At 44.1% G+C, this 16,526-nt stretch carries 8 protein-coding genes; 2 read left to right on the top strand and 6 right to left on the bottom strand.

Annotation, left to right across the window (positions count from 1 at the left end; translation table 11 throughout):
• Positions 1-8,168 (bottom strand): hypothetical protein (locus tag R7Q47_RS06945; RefSeq protein ID WP_318088776.1); only part of this gene is annotated, 8,168 nt, incomplete at its 3' end.
• 253 nt (positions 8,169-8,421) lie between these two features.
• Here R7Q47_RS06945 and R7Q47_RS06940 point away from each other — a divergent pair.
• Positions 8,422-9,396 carry a peptidoglycan DD-metalloendopeptidase family protein gene (locus R7Q47_RS06940; RefSeq protein ID WP_053304503.1) on the top strand — a complete coding sequence of 325 codons (975 nt, stop codon included), beginning with the start codon at positions 8,422-8,424 and terminating at the stop codon, positions 9,394-9,396.
• A gap of 153 nt (positions 9,397-9,549) precedes the next feature.
• On the opposite strand, the gene R7Q47_RS06935 is transcribed toward R7Q47_RS06940, so the two are convergent.
• From R7Q47_RS06935 to R7Q47_RS06915, 5 genes are read right to left on the bottom strand one after another with little or no spacing between them, the layout of a single operon-like run.
• Positions 9,550-10,410 carry a (2Fe-2S)-binding protein gene (locus R7Q47_RS06935; RefSeq protein ID WP_213966603.1) on the bottom strand — a complete coding sequence of 287 codons (861 nt, stop codon included), beginning with the start codon at positions 10,408-10,410 and terminating at the stop codon, positions 9,550-9,552.
• Positions 10,410-11,213, bottom strand: a complete 804-nt coding sequence (locus tag R7Q47_RS06930; RefSeq protein ID WP_213966604.1) for an ABC transporter ATP-binding protein — start codon at positions 11,211-11,213, stop codon at positions 10,410-10,412. The genes R7Q47_RS06935 and R7Q47_RS06930 overlap by 1 nt, the downstream gene beginning before the upstream one ends.
• Positions 11,213-12,175 carry a FecCD family ABC transporter permease gene (locus R7Q47_RS06925; protein ID WP_213886143.1) on the bottom strand — a complete coding sequence of 321 codons (963 nt, stop codon included), beginning with the start codon at positions 12,173-12,175 and terminating at the stop codon, positions 11,213-11,215. Before R7Q47_RS06925 ends, R7Q47_RS06930 begins: the two co-directional genes overlap by 1 nt.
• Positions 12,175-13,158: a FecCD family ABC transporter permease gene (locus tag R7Q47_RS06920; RefSeq protein ID WP_213966606.1), complete on the bottom strand. Its 984-nt coding sequence runs from the start codon at positions 13,156-13,158 to the stop codon at positions 12,175-12,177. The genes R7Q47_RS06925 and R7Q47_RS06920 overlap by 1 nt, the downstream gene beginning before the upstream one ends.
• On the bottom strand, positions 13,142-14,101 hold the full coding sequence (locus R7Q47_RS06915) for an ABC transporter substrate-binding protein (protein ID WP_047101249.1): 960 nt from the start codon (positions 14,099-14,101) through the stop codon (positions 13,142-13,144). The genes R7Q47_RS06920 and R7Q47_RS06915 overlap by 17 nt, the downstream gene beginning before the upstream one ends.
• 142 nt (positions 14,102-14,243) lie before the next feature.
• On the opposite strand from R7Q47_RS06915, the gene R7Q47_RS06910 reads away from it, so the two are divergent.
• Positions 14,244-16,388 carry a TonB-dependent receptor gene (locus R7Q47_RS06910; protein WP_213966607.1) on the top strand — a complete coding sequence of 715 codons (2,145 nt, stop codon included), beginning with the start codon at positions 14,244-14,246 and terminating at the stop codon, positions 16,386-16,388.
• Positions 16,389-16,526 lie beyond the last annotated feature (138 nt).

The raw sequence follows: 16,526 nt of genomic DNA, 5'->3' as shown, positions 1-16,526 counted from the left end.
GGCAGAGACTGCGCCAGTGTAAAGCTCTGGCTTTCACTCACTTCAATGCCCGCTGAGTTCGTCCCCGTCACCATCACAGTATAAGTACCATTGGTTTGGTGACTCATGTCCATTGCGTCACTGATCCAAGTGCCACCGGCTTGTACTGTCGCGCTGCCGCTTTTTAGTACCGTCGCGCTGCCTTGGGCTTTCACTTCAAGACGCAGGGACTGACCGTCAAAACGTGTCGACGTGCCTTCGAATTGTAGTGTGGCGGCATGCGTTTCATCCACACTGCCCACTGGCTTAATAGCTAAGGTTGGCGTGATTGGCAATTCGTGAGCGGTGTTATCCTCACCTATGTTGCCAGTCAAATCTTTAAACTGACTAACAACCAAGTCGACACTTAACAGCGCGGTGCTCGGAACTTGTACATCACCAACCCAGACCTTTTTATCTGCCGTTGCTGACAGAGAACTAATGCGATTGCCGCCAAGCGTAGCGGTCGCCTCTTGGAGCTCTTTATCAAACTCAAGCGAGACACTCACGCTTTGCCCCACGCTCTGATGCTCGGGGTTAAATGTCACATTGGTTAGTTTTGGTAAGGTTCCTTCAACCGCGATACTTAAGCTGCTTCCTTTTCCAGGAATTGTGTTGGTACTTTGATAGCTATTGTCTTCTACCTGAATAGTGATATTTTTATCTTGTTTTTCTGGGCTGACATAGTTAACCGTCCACGTAATATTGTCTGAAGTCGACCAAGTATCTTGTTTTAACGTTCCTGTTACACCGCTATCACTAGCGACAAGATGGACATCTGAGATATCAAAGTTCGTAACTTCTTCTGTAAAGTTAAACGCAAGCGTAATCTCTTCGCCTCCAAAAAGAGGGGCGCTTGAGGCGGTAGAGATACTTAGCCCGGGAACGGTTGCCGCTTCCACATGCGCGTCAATAGAACTTTCACTCTTGTTATCCACCTTGTCTGTTGCTGCCACCGTGATCGTATGATCGCCTTTCGGTAACAAATAGCTTATGACATAAGGCCCCGCTTCGGTTGTCGGCTCAGTAATCGCTTGAGGAGCTACTGTGCTACCACCACTCACCGCTTTTGACGTGACGAGATTTAAATTTTTATCTGTAATGTATGCACTAATTTCTAGTTGATACTTATCGTTTGTCGGCACCTTAGAGGTTTGATTAGCACTTAAGCCCGAAATACTTGGAGCGTCATAATCAACAATAGATTCGATAACCTTTCCATCATAACTTTTGCCTAGTAATTCAAAGCTTGTATTCTCTCTTCCAACTGAGTCCGTCACCGTCACCTTAAGGGTATATGACCCTTGGTTATCGACGGCAAAGCTCATCATTCCATTACCACTAGATGAGATAACATCACCTGAGTAACGCAAGGAATCACCGAGGCTTGGAATAAGCTCCACAGAATATTGTGAAGCTTTCACTCTTTCTCCTTCCACCGTAGATACCGTAAACGGCTGGCTTGCCTTGGTTAAGAACAGTTTCCCACCCTGCAAACTCGTAATTCCATCGAAATCAACTGTGACTTTAGGAACACTAATATCAATGACTTTTCTGATATCAGAATACAGTCCGACGCTATCTGTCGCTTTGATGTCTACTGTGATTGAACCACGCCCCTCTAACTGAGATTTCGGTAGTTCAAAGTACGTAGATGAACCATTCCCATCCTCTACTCTTTCTTCTTGATAACTCGGGTTTAAAACCGAGTAGTTTACTGTTGCCAGGCTGCTACCAGTGTCCGTTATGTCAAAACGAAAACGAACATTATCAGGATTTGTTGGCGATTCGGTTACGATAATCTCATCGCCAACACTTGGAGGTGTGTTGTCAACTTTAATATCAACGGTCGCTTCACCGACTCTCGACCACACATCCGTTGCGGTAATCGTTGTCCTGATCGTTTTTCCATCCGCATCGCTAGGAAGTTCACTTGTAAATGTTGAACACTTGTAGGTTGGATCATCTGCACACACCTCTAATTGTGCAAACTTCTCCGGATTATCTTTATAGTTGTAGGATTCCGTTCCAAACCTGGCCATCACATTGTCTAGTCTAGAGTTTTCATACAGCTTAATTCTGAATTTGGCGACAAGCTGCTGACCATTAATGGTTGTGTTTCCAACCGGATCAGTAATTTCAACGACTACCGAACCTTTAGGTAATTCAAGCAGTAGATCGTGCTCTGGCGTCAAGTTTCCTGCTAAATCAGATAAGTTCTTGATTTTGTATTCTTGAGTTGTACTCAGGCCATCAATAATATCGGCATAGGATTCAGAATACGTACACTTGATATTTCCAACACCTTTGGCACAAGTCGTTGGTGTATAAGCTTTGTTGCCAAGATTACGAACCAACTTTGGATATTCATCTGAACTTTCGGTATTCACGCCTGATAAAGCATCATTGAAAGAGAGCTCAAATGTGAGCATCTTCTTCTTCAAAGCTTCATCAAACCAAACATCACTTCCTTTAAAACTGTATGAGTTACCATTTACGACTGTCGGTGCATCAATATCCACCACGGAGAAATTGAACTTGTTGATCGTTTCACGCCCATTTGTACCCAAGGTTTTAGTGATCAAAGTAACAGGTGCTTTGGTCATGTTTTGCCCAACATTGACACTACAACTGTAAGGTTCTTGCGATACGTTGATAACACCAGAAGTTGGTTGCTCATTAGTTGGTGGCGCATCCAGAGAGTTGTATTCTTCACGAACCCAACACTCTAACGTTTTGGCTTTGACCGCACTCAATGTAGTAAAGATGACATCAAGAACACCATCAGATAAGTAATTTTGGAAGTCCAGCGGGCTTTCAACTGTTAGAACCACGCCTTCACGCTGTACGCTAAAGGTTTGGTTTACTTTTCCAACCTTTCGGTCTTTTTCATCAAGGTAACGAACTTTGTTATAAACTTTGATATCAAGTTCATAATTACCATCTTTGGCAATTTGTGTAGAAAGCAACGTTGCAGTCCAAGTGCCATCTGCGGTTTCTGAGAACGTAAAGTTAGTCCCGTTTTGCTCTCCAGAGAATCTATAAGTTGAGTCAATTCGATCAACGCCACTATCATCAACAATATCAAGCGTAAGTACGATATTCCCATCTTGATAGATGGTGTTGTTTGTAATTGGCGTTCCATCCGTGTAACTCATCGCCAGCGTCACCTGCGGGATGGAGTTGTACACTTTGACGGTAAAATCTTGCTCATCACTGGTTAAGGTTGTGTTGCCACGAACATCAGACCCTTTTAAACGAACCTTGTGTGTACCCGTACCTAAATCACCAAGGCTCACTTTGAGATCCTCATTGATTTTTGTACCGGGAGAGCCAGGTAATGGTTCCAGATCGCTAAACGTCCAATACTCTAGGCTTTCTCGATTGACACCATTAATTGAAACATCACCGTTTGCATTTAGGTCGAGCGCCGTTAGGTCAAAGACATAGTTACCTAAGTAGTAGTCATTCGCATTGAAACCACTTAATCCTAATGTTGGTCCATCACGATCAAGAATAACCTTGTGCGTGTTAGAACTAGACTCAAAACCATAAATATCGGTTGCTTTTACATACAATGACGTTGTTTTTTCATCTTCAGAAATGTCTATTTTATCTGTGTCACTCTTGATAAGAGACATGACAAACTCTTTAGATGAATCCGTTGGCACAATTGTCTTAATTGGCGAATCTTTACCACTTTGATACAGCGAGACTTGCTCAAGGTCTGAATCGTCTATTACGGATTTAAATCGCACATTGAACTCACGCCCTATGACATAGTTCTCTTTAGACAATGTGTCTTCAACCCAAGGCGTATTTAGGATGATTTCAGGGCCTTTGTTATCGACTTGGAAGGTAAATTTCCCTGTTGTACTAACATTGGCAGGGTAAGCGTTGTCCGTCGCAGTGACGTAAAATTCATTCCATTCATCGTAATCAAATGCTTTTGAAACCAGTTGGACTTTGACGTCAGGCTGTTCACCAACTAGGTATGGTACGTCACACGCCTCTGTTAGAGGGTCACAGCTTTCTAATGTCAGAGCCTGACCAGATCCGCGGCGCAAATCTATTTTTACGTTATTGCCAGAGCTTAACGTCCCCCAATCAATGACAGGTGCCCATTGGTTATTACCACCTAAACGGCTTTGAACCTGCTCACTTTTTACAATAGGGGCTTCAGAGTCGATACGAATATTGAATCTCGGAGCGGTGCTAGTTAACTCTGAAACGGAGTTACCTAAGTTGTCCTCTGCTGCTGCAACAACTAACCAATCTCCATCACCAGGATAAATCGTAGAGCCTTGATTTGAACAAATCTCGCCCGTACATAGTTTGACTTTAAACGCGTCTTTCGAGTTACTTGCAAAGTTTTCTGGTGTGTATGTTACTTTTTCACCGGTTTGCTGGTAGAAAACAAGGCCCCTCGAGGCAAGCTTATCACCAACAATATCCTCAACCTTGAAGGTTAATTCATGAGTATTGTTCGCATTTAAATAAATACCGTTTTCTACAGGTTTACCATCGACATCATTGGGTGGAAGGTAACTGGCCTTAGGGAAGTCGTTATCAATAAACACCGATTCTATAAACGGAGATTTACCATTGTAACCATACGCATTGCCATGTGGGTCCATAGCACTGGTCTCCACGGCAAACTCTATAATATCTTTTAGTTCACTAGACTGGGAGTTAAGGGTGAAGAAGTACTCTTTTCGATAAGTATTGCTGCTGTCTGAGTTTTCTACGATGTTGATGTCCAGTGGTATTTCAATATTTGGCTCATTGGCTTGATACCACATCGTGTTAAACTTCGGGCCGTGAGCGTCGGTTCCTACAATACCAGAAGGATCGTCTAGGACAATTTTAGAAACAACCTCGCCAGCGATATAAAGCCTATTACCAACCATCGTCTCTCTACCGCTTTCAATGGTTAATTTTGGCTGCGGAGGCAAGGTATCGATACTGCTACCCTCTGTATCAAAAATGTTCTTACCATTTAAGTCAGGATTAGCCATCGAAATATCATCAGCATAGAGCTGCGCGATATTGGTCTCAATACCGTATTTGCTCGCCATGATTTCATAATAGGATTGCGCCAGATCTTTTCGATAAGTTTCAGCGCCAAACGTGTAAGAATCGAGCGTAACTTGACTTCCTCCTGCCCCTACACCATTTGCTTTTCCATCGTAGCTAAAATCATCGTAAATAGCAGATGCAAAATCTAATGAGTTATTTCTTGGCATTCTCTCGGCAATACTATCAATTGCTTCAACAAGGAATCGGTGTAGATAGTCATTTGATGGCTTGTCTGGAATCGCTTTAGTCGTAAGCATTTCATTGGTTGCATAAGACACAACCGTTGGGTCAAACCCAAAGAATGAGTTGTTATTCGTACCTGATAACGCGTAGCGCACCTCATCAAGAATTTGAATCGCACGTTCTGAAGTTTTCTCTCCCGCTGTCACTTGATCCCACTGGAAATCAAACAAACCAGTCTGATATGTCGATAGTTCAGTAATATAGTAAGTTTGAGAACCTTTGAGCTTAAAATACACACCAATATTGGCCTTGTTTAAGTCAACCGTTACTTTCTTGGTCCCTGGATCTCTTTTCCATTGGTAATAGTATGGCTCACTGCCTTCGATACCAATTAAACGAACACGCATGAAATCATAATTCACTACGTCAGTTGTGGTTTCACAACTCGCTACGTCAAGAGCCATGGACTGGTCACTTTCCAGTTGCTGGATAGTGGTACAACTTGCAAGTGAAGTGAATTCACCACTTGGGCTCAACCCTTCAAGTTGAGCTCGCGCACCAATAAATGGTGTCACCACTTTTATGGTTGGTAGGTCAAAGCTACTTCTAAAATATACTTCTCTTGGAGTGCTTTCGTTATCAGACTCATCGATGGTTTGAATGACTAACTTTTGACTACTGTTTTCTGATACCGATTTAAAGCTGTCACCCAAAATATCTCTTACAAAAGGAATGTAATAAATGACATCCTCTACTCGCCCATTGCTATCTAACAGTGTTTCGTGCGGAATTTTTGCGATGTAATCGTCATCTGATGCGGTTGTATCAATAACTTGCTGAAGTGAGTAATTATTATCGTTGTTTTGGCTTACGTAGTACTTGACGACAAGCTTAAGCTTATTAGCGTTAGAGCCTAAAACCGTATCGGTATTTACGTCTGAAACTTTCACACGAACATAAGGGATTTTATTCTCTTTCAATAAATTAGCGTTGAAGTTACTAAAATCTATCCCTTTTAATGAGCTCTGAATCCCTAAACTTGCGTACGCATAATCAATCTTCAGGAAATCGCGGCTTGCTTGAACATTGTCTGGGGTGTACGTATCTTGAGAGTAGATACCATCGTAAGTGGTTCGTTCACCATCTAAACCCACATTTACGTACGTCATTGACGTACCTTCAGGATAGGTTATCGTCTGTGCTGGCGCTTGATCGTCACGACTTACTGCATGCTGCGCAGAGCCCGTATTGCCTTTGCTATCCCTCGCTCGAACCTCAAAGACCGTCGTAGATAGGAATTCATCAGTTGGGTAAGCCTTACTAAACTCACAAGCATTTCCAGACTCTACAGTGACAGGAGAACATGTGACGCCCTCATGTAAGCCATCTTTAAATGAAATACTGACCGAACTAATCTCTTGCGAGCTTTCTTTTACAACGCCTTTCAGAACGTATTCTTTAAGTTGGTTATTAATTGCACTCGCCGATGTAATATCGATAACAGGCGCATCGTTATCCCATTCAAAGTTGATATGAAGACCCGAATGGCTGCCTGGAATTAACTCATTACCCAGTACATCCGCTGTATACAAGACTAACCGTGCTGCTGTTACGTTTGAGAGCCCTGTGGCAGGGTTCATATCCACACTATCGATCTCTTTGGTATTAATGTTAACTTTTACGTTGGTCTCTCGAAGGCCAACTTCAAAATCATCAAATTCAACCGAACAGAATGTGCTTCCAAAATCTTGTATGTCGTTACATTGAAATTCACCAGACCAAGAGCCATTAATCTGATACTGAATAAAGGCGGATACGTCTTCTACACCGATATCATCAACAATTTTTAGATCAACTTTATCGGTGCCAGCAAGTACATCACGGTCAATGCGTGTCACGATAGGCGCTGTGGTATCGATCTCCGTCCCATCTCGCGGTGGAATGACGCCATCTGTACTGCCATATGTACCTAAGTCATTAAGCTTCTTACTAAAGTCGACATAGTCGGCAGCATCAGTACCAGAAATATTGATACTTGGGTCGTTTACCACGATCAAAACATGTTGAGATAAGTCACGTGTATAAACGTCGCTGTTTATCTTTTTCTGTCCAAAGCTGAGGGGAGTCACTGCTCCGGAAGTCTGGCTCACTTCAAGACCATCAAGAACACCATCTGCAATAACATCCCGATATTGGATGTCAGCGAAGTGCATCGAAGTGTAGACGTTATCGCTGTTGCCGTATTTTTTAATAAGATCGTAAGAGTAAGACGAGTATGCTGTTAATAAAGCGCCGTATTGATGCCCTACACTAGCAAAGCTGCTTTGCCCACCTTTGGTAATATCAATAGGTTTGGTCTCATTTACGTCAAAGCCATACATGCTATTGATACTATCCAAAGCAGTTGAAAAGGCACTTTCATCTGTGGCCCCCTGAGAAATTTTGTACTTTGCCAAGCCTGCTGCCAAGTTCGACAGCGGAGTAAGCATTAACTTTTGCTCACTCCCCTCTTTAAAGTTCACAACACCTTCAAATTTAAGTGTCTTCGCATTACTCACAGATACCGTTTCATTTGTAAACGGATCGGTATAACTCCCCTCTTTTGCAACAACAAAAAGAGGCATTGACGACGATTCAAACTCTAGCAGATAGTTTCCGAAGGCATCAGACGTCGTGTTAGCCAACTTCCGACCTAAGTTTCCATTTTTGAACTCGAAAACCTCAATCTTGGCGCCATTGACTGGGGCGTCAAACACCATACCGGAAATGCTTCCTTTGCTTCTAGCTGGAGGTGTGTTGTCTCCTCCATCACCACCACCACATGCACTCAATAAAAGAGATGTAAGCGTAAGACCTAATGTTAATTTCAGCGTATTTTTAGCGAACATAGTAATTTGGAAAAATATATTTTCCCGAGATTATATTATTGAAAAATATTTTCTCAACGTGACATTAACACCAACAAAATAGGCATAAACACCAAGCCAACCGTCACTTTGACTGAATTATTAAAATTATTCTCACATCCTATAATTATTAACTTAGTTAAAACAGAGGAATTACTCATGCTTTAATGCTAGTTTTTATTTAAAATATTATACTCTACGCACAACTGTCAGTATTGATAAATCAACAAAACTAATGACTATTTTAATAATAAAAAGGAGTGTGCAAGCTCCTACCGTAGCCCTTATCACTACTGCGTTAATCATATTGATTAGCGTATCGCTTTCTCACTACTTCCTCACTCCTGTGGATAGGCTACCTACCATCAAGCCTTTAGAATTCGAAAGTGAGAATGTGCAGCCACCAATTAAAAAGAATACTCGTAGGCAAAAAATCACTATCGGTGTGGTTGAATATTCTTTTGTCGCTTCATTATTAAAATCAGGAGTGAGTCAAAAAGAGATCAACTTGCTATTAGCACTGATCAAAAGCAAGTTTAATATTATTGACTCTATTAAAAGAGGTGATAACTTTATCTTAAGAACTAAATTAAATAGTAAAAATGAAACTTACATTAGTTCTTTTTACTATTTAGGCAGTAAAACTGATTTATTTATTATCAATGATGGTCACGGCAACGTATTTGATGAGCATGGTGTGTCGATAAATAATCAGTTCATGTTTTCTTCACCCTTTGATAAAAACTACAGAGTGAGCTCTGACTATGACTTAAAGCGAACACATCCAGTGACCAATATAACGACTCCGCACTTAGGCACTGATTATGCCACACCTGTAGGTACACCGATTCGTAGTATTGCTGATGGCATCGTTTTAAAGTCCCGCTACAACCGTTTTGCCGGCAACTACATTAATATCCGCCACACAAATGGCTCTGTATCACGCTACCTACACTTATCTCAGCGCAACGTCCATGTTGGTGAGAAGATCAGCCGAGGACAAGTGATAGGGAAAACGGGTAACACAGGAAGAACAACAGGGCCGCATTTACATCTTGAACTGCACATCAATGGTGTTCCGGTTGATTACGAGCGATACATTCAAAGGCACCCAAACACTGACGTAAATATAGAAATGCTGATTGCAGCGAGAAAAGAAAAAGCAGAGTTAACAGCGGAATGGCAACGGTATGAGCAGTCAAATAGGTAACAACAGCCACTTCGATTCGTGTATTCTTCCTACTGCCATTTATCCGCAACTACAGTAGACCATAACTTTGCTCTAAATCACATAAAACCTTTTCAAATAAGCGACTTTTACTGAAATTACATGTGGTCAATAAAAAATGATAATTTATCGATTTTACTGAAATAACCCAAGCATGTTCATACGCATGATGTTTTCTTGGATTTCTGAATCGTGCAAGTTACAGGTTGAGCACTTCTCTTTGCCTTCAATTTTGTATTTCAGACAGCACGTTTCTCGTCTCACGTAGAGCTTTTGAAAGCCATTAAAGGTCACCTTTTTTACCGTGTTTAACTCACCGCCTTTTGGTGTTACCGCGTTAAATAGGTTTTGCTGCCACTTTGATGCCGCTTGCACGTCTAGATCTAACCTGTCATTGGCTAATGGTTGATGCGCAAGTTTAGAAAACGCCAAATCACACGCGTACAAGGCATTCCCCCAAAACACTTTCGGGCTAACTTTCTGCTTTTTGTACAGCGGCACCAATGGCTCAGAGAGCGTCGTAATGACTTGCGCAAGTTTCTCATCTAAAGCCAGTTCTGACTCCACTTGCATCGCGTTTTCGTTGCCAGCCTCAAGAGCAAAGAAAGGGATTGCACTCGACACTTCAATGCTTGCGACACGATGGTCCTCACCAATCGTCAGATACAGATCATCGAGTGTTAACTGCAACACGCGATCAAACACCACACGGTGACCGACCAGTGACGTCAGCAAAATCGCGTTGAACACTTTCTGCCAAATCGGCACGGCAAATGGCAATTTCGCCTCAATAGAACCTGCGTAATCTTGCACAACAGCAGGAAACTCACGCTCAAACCATTCACTGGCTTTAGTGCCATTCGGCTGTTCAGCAAAACGTAAGCGGAAGAAAGGTTCATGGTGATTCAAGATGGCTTGCTGCTCGGTGATGCTCAGCGTTTTAACATTCTCAGGCAAAGCCACCAAAGTACGAAACTGATTAAACAGGTTTCCCATTAACGCGCTTCCTCACGAACATAAGCTTTTGGTAAACAGTAAACGTAGCCATCAATGACTTCCATTTTTCCTTCCACTTTAAACACCGATTCAAGGGTCGATTCAGTGAGCACATCCAAAGGCGATCCCTGTTTTAAAATCTGACCTTTTTTCATTAGTACCAGTTCATCGCAGAACTGCGCAGCTTGGCTCAGTTCATGCAGGACATAAACGATGGTTAAGTTGCGTTCCTTGTTCAACTTATAGAGCACTTCAAGTAACTCGAGTTGGTGACCTAAATCGAGATAACTGGTTGGTTCATCCAACAATAACCACTGCGCTTCTTGCGCCAAACACATCGCCAGCCAAACGCGCTGACGCTCACCACCCGACAACGTACTCACTACACGCTTTTCGTAACCAGCCAATCCGACAGAGGCAAGCGATTCAGTAATCACTTCTTGGTCACGCTCACTGTTGCCCTGATACCACTTGCGATGAGCAACACGACCAAGCGCAACAAGCTGCTCAACCAATACACCTTCTGGTGCCGTAGGATGTTGAGGCAGAATCGCAATGTGCTTAGCGAGATCTTTAAGCTTCCATTGGTTAAGCGCTTTGCCTTTAAAAGTCACGTCGCCTTTTTTCGCTTTTATCGCACCGGTTAAGGTCTTCATCAGCGTACTTTTACCGCACCCATTTGGGCCAATGAACGCAGTCACCTTACCTTCTTGAAGACAGATGTTCACATCGTTCAAGATCATCGTATCGTTGTAACCTGAAGTGAGCGATTGCCCTTCAAGCCCGTTTGAAGATAGGGTCATTATGAGTGTTTCCTTAACAAGAAGAGGAAAAATGGCACACCAAGCAGTGCGGTAATCACGCCCGCAGGAATTTCGGTTGGGAACAGTAAGTGTTTGGCTAAAACATCTGAAAGAGCGAGGAAGCCAGCGCCGAAAATCAAAGTCGTGAACATGGTTCGCAAAGGATCATTCGCACTGAGCAAACGTGCAATGTGCGGAATCACCAATCCCACAAAACCAATCGGCCCAACTGCTGAGACGGCAGGCGCAGTAATAAATACCGTACCTAAAAGAATCCCCAAACGCAGCAGAGCACCGTTGATACCAATGCCACGCAAAATCGCGTCATCGTAGCGTACCCATTTCAATGGCAAATACACCAAAATAATGAACGCTAAACAGGCCAAGAACCAAGGCAAAAGATAACTCACTTGTTCCCAACCTCGGCCGTACATACCACCCGCCATCCATTGCAATGCGATATCGGTTTTACCCTGACCAATGGTGAAGATTAGCGCCGAACTCAACGCGCCAAGAATCGCCGTGATCGCTACACCTGTGAGTAGAGTGAGACTGGTATTTCCGATTCGGCTAACGATCAAAACAGGAATCGCACTGAGCAAACCACCCGCCATTGAAAACAGCAGTAACGCGCTTTCTGTGGTGATATTCCAATTAAACCAAGCGGGCAACAAAATCGCACAAACAGCACCAAGAGAAGCACCAGCGTTCACCCCTAAAATACCGCTGTCTGCCAACGGGTTTTTGAGGGTGGTTTGCAGCAATAAGCCTGATACTGCCAGCATCATACCCGCCATAATCGCCAGCAAAAATCTTGGTAACGTTAGCGACCAAAATGGGTGGTAAGTGCCGCGAGTAATAAACAGTTCACCTGCTTGTCTAAGCTCTGGGTTAGAAGCGATAAACAGTGCAGGAGCGAACACCAGCAAAGCCAAGCAAGGGAATAAGAAACGCGTTTTCATTATTTCCCTCTCAGCTTACGAACAATCAACATAAGAAACCAAGGCGCACCTAAAGTCGCGGTAATGACGCCAATCGGAATTTCCAACGGCATAAGCAGGGTTCGAGAAAGGAGATCTGCTGCGGTAACGAGTGCCGCACCAATCAAAGCTGCACCGCCAAGTCCCAACCCCATCATGCGAGCGAGATGAGGGGCAACAAGGCCAACAAAACCGACAGGACCAAATGCACCAACCGCAACCGCAGTAAGCACGACAGAGACAAAACCAAACGCCAATCTATAACGGTTGATCGCGATACCTAAACCACGAGCAACCGTGTCATCCAGCAGTAAGTAACCACGCTGTCGATGTGTCACCGCAAGCGATATAAACGCAGGAATGACGGTATAAACAAGCGGCGTAAACACCGACCAATTCGCGCCTGCGTTACTGCCCGTTAACCAGAAAAACAGTGACTCACTGTCTACGCGATCCGACAGAAGAATGTAGGTCACCGCTGCTTGGCAAAACGCACTCACGGAAATGCCAGCTAACGCCAAACGCGCTGGTGTGACGCCCTGTTTCCAACTAATGGATAAGGTAATGGCACCGCCAAGCAAACCACCTACAATCCCCCAAAACAAAGTTGGCAATGGCAGCAAGAACATGGTCGCCGTTAACACGCTAAGCGCAGCGCCAGACATCACACCGGTCAGGTTTGGAGACGCTAACGGGTTGCGAACGATGTCTTGCATGAGCGAGCCGGATACCGCCAACGCCGCCCCACCAAAGAGTGCGATTAAGGTGCGAGGTAAACGTAGTTCCCAAAACACTAAGGATGCTTGGTTGCTTGAATCAGAAATCAAAAACGCCATGATCTGCTGGGCATCAAAATGGTAAATGCCACTCGACAAAGACACATAAACCACACCTAGTAACAAAGCCGTCGCCAAACTGCGAACCATCACCGCACTTGGTTTGGTTATCCTAAGAACATGAGCCATTGATCACCTCATAAACTCGTTCAACAGAAGGCGCAGGGAAAAGATCGGGATACACTTTGTGGGCGATATCCATCGCGACCCAAATTCGTGAAAGTGGCCCTTCTGGCTCTCGCCATGTCATATCAACCAAGTAAACTCGATTGTTCTTCACCGCTTTTAGGCTTTGCCAAATTTTCGATTCGGTAAATTGTGGCTCGGCGTTCTGGTACATAAAAATCACATCGGGATCGAGTTTTACCAACCACTCAAGACCCACTTGCCCAGAAAAAGGCGTTTTCGTCGCGTACGGCGAGTCACCATTCGCACTTCGGATATTCAATTTTTCCATAAGAGCAACGGACATAAAGTGTGAGTAGTATGCTCGCGGAGTGACGCCAGCACTTGTCAGAAATAAACCAGAAAACTGTCTATTACCGAGCTTTGATTGCATTTCATCAAGAAAAGTCTGAAAACACATATTTAGTGATTTCCCTTGCTCTTCTCGCCCCATTGCCATGCTTGCACGCTCTACCGCAGAAAAACTGTCTTCTAAAGTAATCAAATCAAAACCGAGAGGCGGTGCGATTTCGACGAAGCGCTGATAGTAAGGCTCTAACATTCGCCCCAAACCAACAACCAAATCTGGCTTCGCATCGTACAAAGCTTCAAAGCTGGTTCTTGAACGATTACCAAGACTTGGCACGTCATTTAAAGCAGAAAGATAAGGAGGAAATCCACCAGGATAATCGGATACACCAACAGGCTTCTCACCCATTGCTATTACTAGCTCTGCACCAAAAGTAGACACGCTTGCAACACGCGGGAAATGGGTCACATTCGACGTCGAAATAGTATGGTCTAGATCATCGACAACTGATGCGTTTAATCCACTTGCATAAGCAAGCTGAATAGACAGCATTTGGCTAATTATTGAAATGATAACGACTGCTGTAAAACTGCCCATTAAATTACAAATGATAATTATTGATATTTACATTGCTTCTTTGCGTGCTAGACTACCACGTAATTACAAAGTGCTCAATAATCGCTAGCTAAATCAATTTATTAACAAGTTTATAAAAGACAACTTTTAGTTGCAGGAAGTTATGAAACTCAAACTATCTAAGCTAAATATTGCAGTGGTAAGTGCAATTACTCTTTCACCTTTCGGCGTTTCAGCGGAAAGTAACGACCAAGTCCAAGCAATGGAAACAATGGTTGTTACCGCAAGCCGTTCTCAACAGCTGCTTAACGACGTTCCTCGCTCTGTGACCGTTATCGACCAAGCACAACTTCAATCTCAATTGAGCCAAAGCCGCAGCATCAACGATGTGCTTTCAACCTTGGTTCCAGGTATGGGGACTTCTGTTCACGGTAACCTGAGCAGCAAAGGTCAAAACCAAATCCGTGGTCGTCGCGTTCTGTTATTGATTGACGGTGTTGCACAAAACAACAGCTTCCTAGATTTTGGCCAAGAGTTGTCGGCGATTGATCCGCAAAACGTTGAGCGTATCGAAGTTATCCGCGGTGGTTCTGCGGTATACGGCCTTGGCGCACAGGGCGGTATCATCAACGTGATCACCAAAATGCCAGAAGAAGGCGCAGTAGAGTACCGCACTAAAGTTGGCACAAGCTTCCAAGAGTTTGGTAGCGATGCGTTCACTTGGAACGTGTACCAAGAAGCGACAGGCGGTGATGAGAAAGATCAATGGCGTTTAGGTTTGGGTTACGAGCAACGTGGCGGCAGCTACGATGCTAACGGTGACCGCCTACCTTCGGTAAACAACGAAGATGACATGGACAACCTAAACGTAAACGGCGTTTGGAACCGTAACATCGACGAAGATCGTTCACTGACTTTGACTGTTGGCGTTCGTAACATTACTGACAACGACGGCTGGTGTGCAGCGAATGGCGATGCAGCTAACGGCAAACCTGCCGAAGCGGTTCACTGTGGCCCAGGTTACAACAACGGCGTTGCAGGCAAAGATGGCGCGAAACCAAACGATGTGACACGTACGTTCGCTAACTACCAAGCGCGTTACCAAGATCTGGGCTTTAGCTTAGGTATGCTCGATGTAACGGGTTACTGGATGGCTCAAGATACTGAGACGTTCACGCTTGCGATGAAAGATAAGAACCCAAATTCTCCAACCTTTGGTCAAACGCTATATGGCCACAACGAGACAGATTTTGATCGTTTCGGCGTGAAAGCCAACATCTCTAGCCAAATTGATTGGGCATTCGTGACTTGGGGTATGGACGTTGAACAACAGTCGTTCAAACAGCCAAACAGCGTCGGTTTCTACAACAACACACCGGATGTAGAGCAATTTGCTATCGCACCATTCGCACAGTTCATTACTGATGTAAGCGATAACACGGTTCTTTCTTACGGTATCCGTTACGAGTACGTTCGCCTAAGCGTGGATGATTTCACGGTAGGTAACACGCACAACAATGCAGGTGATCAAGTTCAAGGCGGTGATCCGTACTTTGACGAGTTCCTATTCAACATTGGTGTGACACACGATCTGACCGACAACCACCAGCTGTTTGCATCTTTCGCGCAAGGTATGTCAACGAACGAAGCACTACGTGACATTCGTTCTGGCAACAGCTCAACAGTTGAAGGTGCTATCAAGCCAATTACTACTGACAACTACGAAGTGGGTGTGCGCGGTTTCCTTGGTGAAGCGGACTACTCTCTTGCAGCGTTCTACAGCGAATCTGACCTAGGTTCGACACTGAACGTAAACGAAGCCGGCGATGCGCTAGAAAGTACTCGTGCACCAGAAAAAGTTTGGGGTGCGGAAGCAACGCTTGGTTACAGCATTCTTGCTAACCTTCGTACAGACAGCACGATCTCTTGGCAAGAAGGTGAGCGTAAACTTAACGAAGACAGCGGCTGGGAACCACTAGACGGCACGCGTATCGCACCATTGAAAGTAACGTCTGTTATCAGTTACGACGCTTACGAATTCGGTCGCTACAACATGACGCTGGTTTACTCAGGCAACCGTGATAAAGAAGATGAAATCACTTCTGGCGCGAAATACGCAGTAGACAGCTACTTCGTTGCAAACGCTGGTGTGGACTACGATCTTCCGTTCGGTACGTTAAGCTTCGCTGTTGAAAACCTATTCAACGAAGACTACATGACGGCGTACGCGCAATCAGAGCGTAACAACTCACGTTACTACAACGCACCGGGTCGTCGCTTCCACTTGAACTACGAAGTGAAATACTAAACTTAAAACACAGAAAATGCGCTTAATCAGATTAAGCGCATGTCTTCCACTTCTACTGTTATATTCGTGATTTATTACCTTAAAATTCAAATTAGTGCCGAGTACTAGCTTTGTTTCCTAAATCAGGCAACTAAATCT

It is taken from the genome of Vibrio sp. Vb0349, from assembly GCF_033338975.1.
Note: the sequence above shows the minus strand (reverse complement) of the source record. Positions and strands in the feature narration are given on the sequence as shown.

Excerpts from the sequence above, each read along its gene's own strand:
- R7Q47_RS06940 (WP_053304503.1), top strand. The coding sequence starts at position 8,422 with ATGACTATTTTAATAATAAAAAGGAGTGTGCAAGCTCCTACCGTAGCC.
- R7Q47_RS06935 (WP_213966603.1), bottom strand. The coding sequence starts at position 10,410 with ATGGGAAACCTGTTTAATCAGTTTCGTACTTTGGTGGCTTTGCCTGAG.
- R7Q47_RS06930 (WP_213966604.1), bottom strand. The coding sequence starts at position 11,213 with ATGACCCTATCTTCAAACGGGCTTGAAGGGCAATCGCTCACTTCAGGT.
- R7Q47_RS06925 (WP_213886143.1), bottom strand. The coding sequence starts at position 12,175 with ATGAAAACGCGTTTCTTATTCCCTTGCTTGGCTTTGCTGGTGTTCGCT.
- R7Q47_RS06920 (WP_213966606.1), bottom strand. The coding sequence starts at position 13,158 with ATGGCTCATGTTCTTAGGATAACCAAACCAAGTGCGGTGATGGTTCGC.
- R7Q47_RS06915 (WP_047101249.1), bottom strand. The coding sequence starts at position 14,101 with ATGGGCAGTTTTACAGCAGTCGTTATCATTTCAATAATTAGCCAAATG.
- R7Q47_RS06910 (WP_213966607.1), top strand. The coding sequence starts at position 14,244 with ATGAAACTCAAACTATCTAAGCTAAATATTGCAGTGGTAAGTGCAATT.